At 72.2% G+C, this 12,534-nt stretch carries 11 protein-coding genes and 1 pseudogene; 9 read left to right on the plus strand and 3 right to left on the minus strand.

The genetic code is table 11. The annotated features are described in order from the left end of the window. Positions 1-30: 30 nt before the first annotated feature. The 9 genes and pseudogenes from ACPXB1_RS10310 (at position 31) to ACPXB1_RS10350 (ending at position 9,006) form a co-directional block, all read left to right on the plus strand. The gene (locus ACPXB1_RS10310) at positions 31-951 is read left to right on the plus strand and encodes a proline dehydrogenase family protein (protein WP_355589622.1); all 921 of its coding nucleotides are present in this window, start codon (positions 31-33) and stop codon (positions 949-951) included. 83 nt (positions 952-1,034) lie between these two features. Then, positions 1,035-2,324 (plus strand): hypothetical protein, encoded by a 1,290-nt coding sequence (locus ACPXB1_RS10315; protein WP_355589620.1) that lies wholly within the window; start codon positions 1,035-1,037, stop codon positions 2,322-2,324. Positions 2,325-2,364: 40 nt separating this feature from the next. Further along, positions 2,365-3,747: an efflux RND transporter periplasmic adaptor subunit gene (locus ACPXB1_RS10320; protein WP_355589618.1), complete on the plus strand. Its 1,383-nt coding sequence runs from the start codon at positions 2,365-2,367 to the stop codon at positions 3,745-3,747. Further along, positions 3,744-4,619: pseudogene (locus ACPXB1_RS10325) on the plus strand (ABC transporter ATP-binding protein); the annotation flags it as partial. The gene ACPXB1_RS10320 and the pseudogene ACPXB1_RS10325, both read left to right, overlap by 4 nt. 119 nt (positions 4,620-4,738) lie before the next feature. Beyond that, positions 4,739-5,923, plus strand: a complete 1,185-nt coding sequence (locus ACPXB1_RS10330; protein ID WP_053654177.1) for an ABC transporter permease — start codon at positions 4,739-4,741, stop codon at positions 5,921-5,923. A gap of 205 nt (positions 5,924-6,128) precedes the next feature. Beyond that, positions 6,129-6,338 carry a helix-turn-helix domain-containing protein gene (locus ACPXB1_RS10335; protein WP_007465625.1) on the plus strand — a complete coding sequence of 70 codons (210 nt, stop codon included), beginning with the start codon at positions 6,129-6,131 and terminating at the stop codon, positions 6,336-6,338. Positions 6,339-6,645: 307 nt separating this feature from the next. After that, on the plus strand, positions 6,646-6,747 hold the full coding sequence (locus ACPXB1_RS10340) for a 30S ribosomal protein bS22 (protein WP_007465623.1): 102 nt from the start codon (positions 6,646-6,648) through the stop codon (positions 6,745-6,747). Between the two features lie 121 nt (positions 6,748-6,868). Then, on the plus strand, positions 6,869-7,945 hold the full coding sequence (locus tag ACPXB1_RS10345; protein WP_355589616.1) for an NAD-dependent epimerase/dehydratase family protein: 1,077 nt from the start codon (positions 6,869-6,871) through the stop codon (positions 7,943-7,945). A gap of 182 nt (positions 7,946-8,127) precedes the next feature. Next, the gene (locus tag ACPXB1_RS10350) at positions 8,128-9,006 is read left to right on the plus strand and encodes a lysophospholipid acyltransferase family protein (RefSeq protein ID WP_355590365.1); all 879 of its coding nucleotides are present in this window, start codon (positions 8,128-8,130) and stop codon (positions 9,004-9,006) included. A gap of 9 nt (positions 9,007-9,015) precedes the next feature. On the opposite strand, the gene ACPXB1_RS10355 is transcribed toward ACPXB1_RS10350, so the two are convergent. The 3 genes from ACPXB1_RS10355 to ACPXB1_RS10365 form a co-directional block, all read right to left on the minus strand. After that, a complete protein-coding gene (locus ACPXB1_RS10355) occupies positions 9,016-9,891 on the minus strand; it encodes an HAD family hydrolase (RefSeq protein ID WP_355589615.1) in 876 nt (291 codons plus the stop codon). A gap of 133 nt (positions 9,892-10,024) precedes the next feature. Further along, complete coding sequence (locus tag ACPXB1_RS10360) at positions 10,025-10,912, minus strand: DUF5667 domain-containing protein (RefSeq protein ID WP_425735117.1); 888 nt, start codon at positions 10,910-10,912, stop codon at positions 10,025-10,027. Positions 10,913-11,195: 283 nt separating this feature from the next. Next, positions 11,196-12,158, minus strand: a complete 963-nt coding sequence (locus tag ACPXB1_RS10365) for an ECF subfamily RNA polymerase sigma factor, BldN family (protein ID WP_355590362.1) — start codon at positions 12,156-12,158, stop codon at positions 11,196-11,198. Positions 12,159-12,534 lie beyond the last annotated feature (376 nt).

Consider the following 12,534-nt stretch of genomic DNA (forward strand, 5'->3'; position numbering starts at 1 on the left):
AGGTACTGGCGCGGGCGATACGCTCGGCTCATGCTCCGTTCCGTCATCCTCGCCGCCTCCCGGTCATCCCAGGTGGAGCGGCTTGTCGCGACCGCCCCGTACACCCGGGACGTCGTCCGCCGGTTCGTCGCCGGCGCCGCCACCGACGATGCGCTGCGCGTGACCCGCGGGCTCATCGACGACGGCCTGGCTGTCACCCTCGACCACCTCGGCGAGGACACCGTCACCCCCGAGCAGGCGGTCGCCACCCGGGACGAATACCTCAGGCTGCTGAAGATGCTCGCCGAGGCGGGGCTCACCCCGGCCGCCGAGGTGAGCGTGAAGCTCTCCGCCCTCGGCCAGATGTTCGACGAGCAGTTGGCCTACGACAGCGTGCGGGCGATCTGCGCGGCGGCCGACGCGGCGAGCACCACCGTCACCCTGGACATGGAGGACCACACCACCACCGACTCGACGTTGGAGGTGCTGGCCAAGCTTCGCAAGGACTTCCCGTCGACGGGCGCGGTGCTCCAGGCGTACCTGCGTCGCACCGAGTCGGACTGCCGGGAGTTGTCCTCGGCGGGCTCGCGGGTGCGGCTGTGCAAGGGCGCCTACAAGGAGCCGGAGTCGGTGGCGTACCAGTCGGCCCGCGAGGTCGACAAGTCCTACGTCCGCTGCATGAACATCCTGATGTCCGGCGACGGCTACCCGATGCTCGCCACCCACGACCCACGGATGATCGCGATCGGCGAGGACCGGGCCCGCTGGTTCGACAGGGGAGCGGATCGCTTCGAATTCCAGATGCTCTTCGGCATCCGTCCGGAGGAGCAGGCCCGGCTGGCCGGCGAGGGCTACACCGTTCGCACGTACGTCCCGTACGGCGACGACTGGTACGGCTACCTGATGCGCCGGCTCGCGGAGCGCCCGGCGAACCTGGTCTTCTTCGGCCGTGCCCTGATGTCCAAGAAGTAGCCAACTGTGGCGGGTGGGTCCACAGGGTGGGTCGAGGTGGTGGCGGCTCGTTTGCTCCGGCGAATGGTCGTACCCTTCGGCGGGTGACTGACGGGTTGGAGCTGCCATCGCCGCGGCGGCTCTGGCCGTTGTGGACGATGCTCGTGGTGGTCGTCCTGCTGCTCGGCTGTGGTCTGCCCGCGCTGCTTGTCGCCGGGGTGGTGCGGGAGTCCGGTGACCGGGCCACCGTCAGTCGTGCCGGCACCCCGGCCAGCGACGACCCGGCGACCGCCGTCGCCCGCGGGCTGTCCGACCGGATGACCGCGCAGCTCCAGCGGCAGGCAACGGCGCTGCTCGGCGGTGACCGGGCCGCCTACCTGGCCGTCGCCGACCCGGGCGCGCACGCCGACCTGCGCCGCCGCTTCGCCGCGCTGCGCGCGCTAAAGGTCACCGTGTGGCGGGCCGAGCCGAGTGGCCTGCCCGTGCCTGTCGTCGGCCAGCCCGGCGAGTGGCGGCTCCTGGTGCGCTTCCAGTACTGCTTCGTGGTGCCGGACTGCCGGCCGAGCCCGGTGTTGATCGGTACCCGTTGGCGGGAGAACGGCGACCAGCCCCGGCTGGTCGCCGTGGAGGAGTCCAAGTCGGCAGAGACCGGCACCCGACCGTGGGAGATCAGCGACCTGGCCGTGGCGGTCGGCGCGCGGACGATCGTGGCCACCACACCGGCGCTGCGTGGCAAGCTGCCCGGCCTGCTGGCCCAGGCCGAGGCGGCGGCCAAGGTCGCCGACGGGTACGTCGTGGCCGGCTCCCCGCCGGACCGCTACCGGATCTTCTACGCCGGTCGCACCGAGTGGCAGCGCTGGTACGGCGGCGGACGGCCACAGTGGACCGGTGGTTACGCCGTGACCGTCGGCGGTGGCCACCACGAGGTGGTGCTCAACGCCGAAGGGCTGCCCAGCAGCGGCACCGACGACCTGCTCCGGCACGAGTTGACCCATGCCGCCTCGCTGCCCGAGCGCGGCTATCCGGGCAAGACGACGTGGTGGCTTGTCGAAGGGCTTGCCGAGTTCGCCGGTGCGGGAGGGCAGGCGGTCGACAGGTACGAGGGGCTCGCCGAGGTGCGCACGCTGGTCCGGGGCAAATGGGACGGCAGGCTGGAGGGGATCACTCCCGCCGACAACGCCGAAGCCGAGCGGGTCGGCGGCAGCTACGGCGTCGGCTACCTCGCCGTCCGGCACCTCGTCGACAGGTTCGGAACGGCCCAGTTGCTCGCCTTCTTCAAGGCAGTGGTGCACGAGCGCAAGCCCTTTGACGCCGCAGCCGAGGAAGCGTTCGGCGAGCAGTGGTCGACGCTGCACGACGAGTGCGTCGCGTACGTCCGCGCGGTCGCCGCCTGACGTCCGATGCGGCGGTGACGGTGCGCCGTACCATCGATGGGTGCGCCGCCCCCAGCCGCCGCGGCCCGCAAGCGTCACGCGGCCCCGCCTGCTCATCGCCCTGACCGCCGTCGCCGTTCTCACCGCCACCACCGCCGCGTCCTGCGGCGACGAAGACCCCGACCTCGCGCTGGCGTCGGCCGCCCGTAACCCGGTCGCCGAGGTGATCGACGCCCCGGCGACGGTGACCGCCCGCGCCGCCGCGACCCTCTCCGCACCCGCCGACGGCACGCTGGCCAGCCTGCGTGTCCAACCTGGTCAGCGGGTCAAGCGCGGCCAGGTCCTCGCCGTTGTCGACTCGCCGTCGGCGCAGCAGCGCCTGCGCCAGGCGAAGGAGGCGCTTACCGCCGCGAAGCGCGCCGGCAGAGGTGTTTCCACAGGCGACCTGACCGGCAGCCGGCGCGACACCGACAAGGCCGCCGGCGAGGCGTTCGACGCGGCCCGCAAGGCCGCCGAGAAGATCGCCGACCCGCAGCTACGGGACGCGCTGCTGGCCCAGGTGACCTCCGCCCAGCGGCAGTACGCCGCAGCCGCGCGCAGCGCCGACCAGGCCGTCCGTGCCGTGCAGCGGGGGATCAACGGGCTGAGTTCCGCCGTCGGCGCGCTGTCCGCTGCGCAACGGCTCCAGGCCCAGCAGGCGTACGACCTGGCGAAGGCCACAGTCGACGCGCTGACCCTGCGCGCCCCGCTCGCCGGTGTGGTGCAGCCGGGCGGCACCCGGGCCGCCGGTGGCGCGAACGCCGGTCTGGCCGGGCTGCTGGAGCAGGCCGGCGGGGCCGGGATCGACCCGTCCGCGCTGGCCCCCGCCCAGGGTGGGCCGCCCGCCGGAGTCGACGACGCTGTCGCGGTCGGCGGCCAGGTCACCGCCGGCACGCCGGTGCTGACAGTCGTGGACATCGGGCAGTTGGGGCTGCTCGCCGAGGTGGACGAGACCGACGTGCTGCTTGTCAAGCCCGGCGTGACAGCCACTGTCGAGCTGGACGCCGTCACTGGCGCCAGCTACGACGCGACGGTCCGCTCGGTCGACGTGCTGCCCACCAACTCCGCGCAGGGCGGTGTCACCTACCGGGTGCGCCTCGCACTGGGTGCCGGAAAGCTCGCCGAGGACGAGCCGGCCCCGACGCCCCGCCCCGGCATGAACGCGATAGTGCGGCTGCGCGTACGCGAGGCGGCCGACGCGGTGACCGTCCCCGCCTCGGCGGTGTTCTCCGCCGACGGGCGGGACGCCGTCTGGGTGGTCCGCGACGGTAAGGCGGGTCGCGCGCCGGTGACAGTTGGCGTGCAGGGGCCCGACCTGGTGCAGATCCTCGACGGCGTCCAGCCCGGCGACCGGATCGTGGTGCGCGGCACCGACCAGGTGCGCGACGGCCAGGAAGTCCGGTGACCGAGCCGGCAGCAGGGCCGGCGGGGGAGCGCGTCGCTGCCATCGAGGCGGTGGACGTGTCGCGGACGTACCAACTGGACGGCGTGTCGGTCGAAGCGCTGCGTGGGGTGTCGTTGACAGTGCAGCCGGGTGACTACGTGGCGCTCGTCGGCCCGTCCGGCTCGGGCAAGTCCACACTCATGCACCTGCTGGGCGGGCTCGACCGGCCCACCGGTGGTCGCCTGGTCATCGGCGGTCGGGACGTCAACGCGCTCTCCCCACCGGAGATGGCCACCCTTCGTAACGAGACGATCGGCTTCGTCTTCCAGGCGTTCCACCTGCTGCCGCGTACGTCAGCTGTGGAGAACGTGGCGCTGCCGCTGGTCTACCGGGGCGTGTCGGCCCGGCAGCGCCGGGAGCGGGCGGCGGCGATGCTCGGCCGGGTGGGCCTCGGGCACCGGCTGGACCACAGGCCCAACCAGATGTCCGGCGGCGAGCAGCAACGGGTGGCGATCGCCCGCGCGCTCGTCACCGAACCGACGGTGCTGCTTGCCGACGAGCCGACGGGCAACCTGGACAGCGTCACCGGAGCGGCGGTGCTTGAGCTGTTGGAGCAGTTGAACGCCGAGTCCGGGGTGGCGCTGGTGATGGTCACCCACGACCAGGAGGTGGCGGCGCGGGCCGCCCGGCGGATCACCATGCGCGACGGTGTGGTGGTCGCCGACAGCATCGCCGCCGAGCCCGCCGGCCCTCATGATCGACCGCTGTCGGATGGCAACGGTCGACCTGAGACACTGATGCCCGCTCCCAGCGCGGAGCCCCGGTCCGTGTCCGGAAACGGCCCGGGGCACCCGCCCGGTGGCTCCGGTGGCGCCGCCGGAGCCACCGGGCGCCTTCCGCTCGCGCCCCCGGAAACCGCCGCGACAGGCACTTCGGCCAGCGCCGACGCGGCGCTCGCGCCCACCGATGCCGACGCCGGCCACGCGCCCGGTGCAGGCTCCGGGAGCGGGTCGTGAGGGTCGCCGAGGCGTGGCGGGTGGCGTTGGACGCGCTGCGGGCCAACCGGCTGCGCAGCGCTCTCACAATGCTCGGCGTGATCATCGGCGTGGCCTCTGTGGTGCTGCTGGTGGCCATCGGCACCGGCACCAAGCAGAAGGTGGAACAGCAGGTCGAAGGGCTCGGCTCCAACCTGCTGCTTGTCGTCCCCGGCCGCATCGAGGTCGGCAACGCGCCTGTCGTGTCGCCGTTGACCCTCAAGGACGTGGACGCCGTGACCCGGGTGGTCGGCGACCCCGAGCGGGTGGCCGTCACCGTCGCCTCGGGTGCTACCGCACGGGCCGGCGCCTACTCCGACTTCACGACCGTGCAGGGCGTACTGGAGACGACCCCTGCGGTGTTCGCGCGGTCGCTGGCCCGGGGGCGCTACCTCACCGGCACTGACGTCGACACGAGCCGACGGGTGGCGGTGCTCGGTGACTCGGTGGCCCGCGCGCTCTTTCCCGACCGGGACCCACTCGGCCAGCAGGTGACACTCGCCGGGGTGCGGTTCCGGGTGATCGGCGTGTTCACACCGCTCGGTCAGAGTCTCGGCGTCGACCGTGACGACGAGGTGCACGTGCCGGTGACAGCCGCGCAGCGCCTCTGGGGCACCCAGCGGGTGGACGGCATCGCGGTGAAAGCGCCGGACCGGGAACGGATCGACGAGTTGGGCGAGCGCATCGTCGCCGAACTCAACCGCCGCCACCCGGACACCGAGTTCAGCGCTGTCACACAGCAGCAGATCCTCGGCGTACTCGGCGACATCCTCGGCATCCTCACCGGCGTGCTCGCCGCCATCGCCGGCATCTCCCTGCTCGTCGGCGGGGTCGGCGTCTCCAACATCATGCTTGTCAGCGTCCGCGAGCGGACCAGGGAGATCGGGCTGCGCAAGGCCGTCGGCGCCCGACCCCGCGACATCGGCGTGCAGTTCCTGCTGGAGGCGGTGCTGCTCACCACGATCGGCGGGCTGACCGGGATGGCCCTGGGTGTTGGCACCGCGCTGCTTGTCGACGCGTTGTCCCCAATTCCGGCGGCAATCACCTGGTGGTCGCTGGCACTCGCCTTCGGTGTGTCGGCGGCCGTCGGCATCGTCTTCGGTGTCGTCCCCGCGCAGCGTGCCGGCAGGCTCGACCCGGTGGTGGCGCTGCGCGCCGAGTGAGGAACGCAATCGGACGGCGGGCGCAGGCGGGGAGAATCCGGGAGCGCGGATCGGGTGAACCAGCGATCCAAACATGATCAGTTGTAAGAAGGGATCGCGCCGGTCACAGCGGCCCCGCTACCGTACTGGTAACACGCGCGTCGCCGCCCGGCCCGGAGCATCCGTCGGGACGGCACGCGCCGGGCATGGGATGGGTCGGTGAGCCATGGCCGGGTCACAGTCCGACGGACGGCTGTCGGAGGTCAAGTTCCTGACCGTCGCAGAGGTCGCGACGGTCATGCGGGTGTCGAAGATGACTGTCTATCGCCTGGTGCACAGCGGTGAGCTCACCGCTGTCCGGGTCGGCAGGTCCTTCCGGGTGCCCGAGCACGCCGTGCACGAATATCTCCGGGGTGCCTTTCAGGAAACCGCCTGAGCCACCGTCGGGCCGATCGCGCACACAGTGACGGGCGCGCGTACGGGCCTGTCGGGCGCCGACGGGAATCGGCATCGGTGAGCGCCAGAGGTGGACGGGCGGGGCCTGTGGTCGCGCACCGAAAGCCGTGACGGCGGGGGCGCGTTGGTCCTGCTGACGCTCTCCCGCTACCCTGGAGCCCGACCGAGGCCCCACCGGTGCGCCCCGCCGCCCAGACTGGTCCGGTCCTTTGTCCGCATGCGGTCGCCGTCGCCACCAGCGTGGTGTCATCCGGTCCGCCCCGCACGTTGTATCGAAAGGCTGTCGTATGGGCTCGGTGGTCAAGAAGCGCCGTAAGCGCATGGCTAAGAAGAAGCACCGCAAGCTGCTGCGCAAGACCCGCGTCCAGCGTCGCCGTCTCGGCAAGTGATCGCCGCCGGGCTCATGGCCCGGCGTTCGGCGGCTCTTGCCAACTGTCGACTTCCGGAGGCTCAGGTGATCAGGCCGTGGTCGTCCCGGCTCGGTCCCTCCTGCCGGCGTAGGTGCGTCAGATGACCCCCGGTAGCACCCCAGGTGCTCCGGGGGTCGTCGTCGTGACCGGCGTCGGTCGGTACCTGGGCGCTCACGTGGCCGCGCGACTGGCGGCCGACCCGCGTATCGAACGGGTCATCGGCGTGGACGTGCCGGAGCCCGGTGCCGAATTCACCGACCTGCTCGACCGGGTCGAGCGGGTGCGTGTCGACCCCGGCTCACTCGGTGGGCTCCTCGCCGACCTGGACGTCGACGCAGTCGTGCACCTCGCGCTGGTCAGCTCCCCCGACCCGCAGCACGGTGGCCGGTCGGCAATGAAGGACCAGAACGTCATCGGCACCATGCAACTGCTCGCCGCCTGCCAGCGAGCGCCCCGGCTGCGCAAGCTCGTGGTCCGGTCCTCGACGGCCGCGTACGGGGTGTCGTTCCGCGACCCGGCGGTCTTCACCGAGGAGACCGAGCCGCGCGAGGTGCCGCGCGGCGGTTTCGGCCGCGACATCCTCGACGTCGAGGGGTACGTCCGTGGCTTCCGGCGTCGCCGACCCGACGTCACGGCGACGGTGCTGCGATTCGCCCCGTTCATCGGCTCCAACGCCGACACGACGTTGACCCGCTACTTCGCGCAGCCGTTCGTGCCCACCGTCTTCGGCCGCGACCCACGGTTGCAGTTCCTGCACTTCGACGACGCGTTGGAGGTGCTGCACCGGTCGATCGTCGAGGACCACCCGGGCACCTACAACGTCGCCGGGCCGGGCGTCCTGTCGCTGTCCCAGGCGATCCGGCGGGCCGGCCGGGTAGCGGTGCCGGTGTTGGAGCCAGGTCTCTCCGGCGCCGCCGCGCTGGCCCGCAACATGGGCTTCGGTCGCTACGGCCTGGACCAGGTCGACCTCTTCGTGCACGGCCGGGTCGTCGACACCACACGGCTCGAGCAGGAGTACGGCTTCACGCCCCGCTCCACCGCCGCCGCGTTCGACGACTTCATCCGCGCCCACCACGGCGGGGTCGTGCTCAGCCGGAGTCAGCTGGCCGCCGCCGAGCAGCTCGTCCTGGACGGCATCCGGCAGGTTCGCGCAGCGGTGCGGGAGCGGTCGTCGTGACCGGGCCGGAAACGGGTCGCGAACCGACGGGCAACGGGCGATTCGACGTACCCCCGGGGTCGACGCCGGACGTGGATCCGGCGCGGCGCAACGGGCACCGACCAGCGGCACAGGCCGCGCCGACCCCGACCCCGACCCCGACGCCGGCCGACGAGGTCGACACCGCTGCCACCGACGAGCCCGTGGCCGCCAGTGGCGCTGCCGTTCCGGACCGGCCGGGCGACCCGTGGGACCGGCGTGTCGCCGACGGCCTGGCCTTTCTGCGCCGACGGTTGTCCGGCGAGTACGAGGTCGACGAGTTCGGCTTCGACCCGGAGCTGACCGACGCGGTCTTCCACCCGCTGCTGCGGCTGCTCTACCGGGACTGGTTCCGCACCGAGGTAAGCGGCGTGGAGCACGTGCCCGTCGACGGGCCGGCCCTGGTGGTCGGCAACCATTCGGGCACGGTGGCGTTGGACGCGCTGATCCTCTCGGCGGCCCTGCACGACAAGCACCCCGCACACCGCTACCTGCGTCTGCTCGGCGCCGACCTGGTCTTCCGGATGCCCGTGGTGTCGGAGATCGCCCGCAAGACCGGCGGCACTGTGGCCTGCAACCCGGACGCCGAGCGACTGCTCGGCGGCGGGGACCTCGTGGGCGTGTTCCCCGAGGGGTTCAAGGGCATCGGCAAGCTCTACGCCGACCGCTACAAGCTGCAACGGTTCGGACGCGGCGGGTTCGTCTCGGCGGCGCTGCGCACCGGCACCCCGATCGTGCCGGTCGCCATCGTCGGCGGCGAGGAGATCTACCCGATGCTCGCCGACATCAAGCCCCTCGCGCGGCTGCTGAAGCTGCCCTACTTCCCGGTCACGCCGACCTTCCCGTGGCTCGGGCCGCTGGGCATGGTGCCGCTGCCCAGCAAGTGGCTTATCGAGTTCTGCCCGCCGATCCCCACCGCGCACCTGACCGACTCGGCGGACGACCCGCTGGTGGTCTTCAACCTCGCCGACCAGGTGCGGGAGACCATCCAGCAGACGCTGCACTCGCTGTTGGAGCGGAGGCCCGACCCGTTCGGCCCCTGAGTCGCGGCGTCAGCTGTCGCGGCGCCGGCGCTGGAGCGCCAGGCCGGCGGTCACCGCTCCGGCGACCAGACCGGCTGCCGCAGTCGACGGTACGGCGATCTTGGCCGCCCGCCGGCCGGTGCGGAAGTCCCGCACCTCCCAGCCGTGCTGCCGGGCCTGCCGCAGCAGGGTGCCGTCCGGGTTGACCGCCACCGCCCGGCCGACAGTGCGGAGCAGAGGCAGGTCGTTCGCGGAGTCGCTGTAGGCCGCGCAGCGGGCCAGGTCCAGCCCTTCCACGGCGGCGAGCTGGGTGACCGCCTCGGCCTTCGCCGGCCCGTGCATGAGGTCGCCCACCAGCCGCCCGGTGTACGCCCCGTCGAGCACCTCGGCCACCGTACCGATCGCACCGGTGAGGCCGAGCCGGGTGGCGATCACCCGGCCGATCTCCACCGGAGCGGCGCTCACCAGCCAGACGCGCTGACCGGCGTCCAGGTGGGCCTGGGCGAGCTGGTGGGTGCCGCTCCAGATCCGCGGTGCCATCAGCTCGTCGAAGATCTCCTCCGAGAGCCGTTCGACGTCGTCGACCCGCCAACCCTCGACGAAGGCGAGTGCGGCCTCCTTGGCCTGGGACATGTCACCGGCGTGTTCCCGGGCGAGCACCCGGAACCGGAGCTGCTGCCAGGCGAAGCGCGCCAGGTCGGTGGTGGTGAAGTAGTTGCGGGCGGCGAGCCCGCGAGCGAACCAGTAGATCGACGCGCCCTGCATCATCGTGTTGTCCACGTCGAAGAAGGCGGCGGCGGTCGGGTCCGGAGCGGGTGGGGTCACCGGCGCCAGTTCGGTCTCCGCCCAACCGGCGGTGTGACCGTGGGCGTCGGTGCTGACCGTCACCTTGCGGCTGCGTGCCACGCGACCCCCTTCCTGACCAGGCGCGACGGATGTCTCCAGCGAGGGTATCCGGCGGCAACGGTCGACCGACCACGCACTCAGTGAACTGTGGCGTGGTCGGTCGGGACGAGCGGGAAGGGCGTGTTCCGGCAGGTCAGCGGTCGCCGGGGCAGGTGGTCGGCGCGGGCCCGAGGGTGTCGCTGCCGGCCGGTGCCGGCAGGCCGCAGGCGATCGCGTCGCGCAGCGCGTCCGAACGTTCCCGGACGGTGTCCAGCAGCGCCAGCGACCGTCGGGTTCGTTCCCGGTCGGCCCGGTTGGCCCCGTCGAGGAGCTTGCTCACCGCTTTGTGCTGGCTCGCGACGAACGCGTTGACGGTGTCCAGGCTGCTCGGCTCGGCCCGTTGCACTGCGGCAGCGGTGAGCAGGCGGATGCCCTGCCGGGTGTCGGCGTCCATGTCGTCGAGGACGGCGCTGTAACCGACGGGATCGCCGCGCAGCTCGGCGGCCTCGCCGAGCCTGGTCCGAGCGAAGTCCAGGAAGAGTTGGCCGCGGCTGATGTCCGAGCTGGCCAGGGCGAGCTGGGCGCGTTCGGTCGACCGCTTCATGCCGTACAGCGCGTCGCCGGGCACCGCGTTCTCGCTGGCTGCGGAGATCCCGGAGACGGCGACCGCGCCGGCGGCGATGCCGATGAGGATCGCGCCCCGGGCGCGGGCGCGCCGGGCGGTGGCCGCCGGCAGCAGCGACCCGCGGGTGGTGGTGGCGGGACGCGCCACAGCTGGTTCGGCGGTCGCCGGCGCGGTGCCGATCCCGTCGCGCTCGGCGGTGGCGAGCAGCATCGCCCGCAGGCCGGTGCGGAATTCGGGATCCACCTCGGTCGTGGGGGGATCGACGCTGAGCCGCTGGCCCACCGCTACCAGCGGTGCCAGTTGGCCGTCCACCCGGGACCGTACGTGGTGCCGCCGGCCGCCGTTGGCCTCGTCGAGAAGCTGCGCGAAGCGCTTGGCGCGCCGGCGGGAGAAGAGGATGTTGTCCACCGCTGGCACCTCCTCTCGCTGGTCACGGCCGGCCGGTCGGCCGCCGTCGTTGCCAGCGACCGGGCGGCAGTGTGACACCACGGAGGTGAGGTGCCGTCCGGCGTGCCGGTCGGACCTCGGTGTCCCGGGCCTGCCGGGACGACCACCGGTCGCACCCGGAGAAACGCGGCGGACGGGGCACGGGTTACGGGCCGGGCGGAGCGGAAATCACCGAAAGTGATGGCCGTCACCACACGAGATCGCCTCTGAGCTGCGCAAACGCAGATCAGTGCTCCGACCGCCCGCCGAACCGCTAAGGCTGGAAGCCGTCCGGCAGGAGCCGCGCCAGCGCCCGGACAGCCCGGTACTGGAGTGCCTTGATGGCGCCCTCGTTCTTGCCCATGGCACGTGCCGTCTCGGCCACCGAGAAGCCCTGGAGGAACCGCAGCACGATGCACTCCTGCTGCTCCGGATTGAGTTGCTTCACGGCGGTGAGCAGCGCGACGTTCGTGATGTGCTCCACCACCGCCGCCTCCGGGCTACCCTCCGGGCCCCGGTCCTCCCGGTCGGCGTCGAGCACGTCGCCGGTGGTGACCTCCAGCCGGTACCGGCCGGACTTGAAGTGGTCGGCGACCAGGTTGCGGGCGATTGTCACCAGCCAGGCGCCGAGATCGCGGCCCTGCCAGGTGAAGCTGCCGATCCGCTTGAGGGCGCGCAGGAAGGTGTCCGAGGTGAGGTCCTCGGCGAGTTGGCGGTTGCCGACCCGGAAGTAGACGAACCGGAAAACGGTGTCCACGTACCGGTCGTAGATGAGGCCGAACGCCTCGGACTCGCCGGCCTGGGCGCGCTCGATGAGCGTCCAGACCTCGGTGGCCGGGTCGGACGGGTCGGGTCGGCTTGGGTACCCGGTCGGAGTGGTCGTCGTCGTGGTGGTGGCCTGGACGGCCGGGATCACCGCCGTCTCGCCCGCTGCCGGATCGCTTGTCACCGCAGGTGTGTCGCCGACACGGCGGCCCTGGGCCGGCATTGTCGGCCGGGCCGGTGCGACGACCCGGCCGCCTGTCGGCATCGCGTTGCCGCCGGGAACCGCCGGTCTCGGTGGCGGCTCGTTCGTGTGTGGACGACTGCGGGTCCGGTGGGCCGCGCTGTCACCCCGCATGGCGGCGCCGTGCTGGTCGTCAAGCGGCGCACGGGCCGCCGGACGCTCGTTTACCTGGGCGCGGGTCGGTTGACCGGTCAGACCGACCGGGCGTTCCGCGTAGCCGAAGGCGGTCACCGCGCAGCCCCCGTCCCGTCGTTCGCCGGGCGGGCCGGTCTGCGGGTCGTCGCTGCGGACCGACCGGGGCACCGGTCGGGTAGGACGGTTCCGGGGTGTGCCGACGGGCGGCAGTTCCCCTTGAGGTGCTGGTCCAATGCGCTCACAGGCACGGGGGCCTCCTCGGGCTGAGGGGTGTCGACTCACGGCAAATGGGGTGAGCCGACCCGAGTGATAATAGGGCCAACGTCACCCGCGCGTGGCAAGTCCGTTACACAGGGCGGAAGTATTTCCCTCTGTGTCGCACACATGGCGGACCGGTTGTCCGTCGTGTGCGTTTGACTTTCCGTCGGGCCGGTGTTCCACGACGAAGTCCCTGCTTGGAGCACATTGGCCG

This window comes from Micromonospora sp. DT68 (assembly GCF_049847245.1).
Lineage (GTDB): Bacteria > Actinomycetota > Actinomycetes > Mycobacteriales > Micromonosporaceae > Micromonospora > Micromonospora profundi.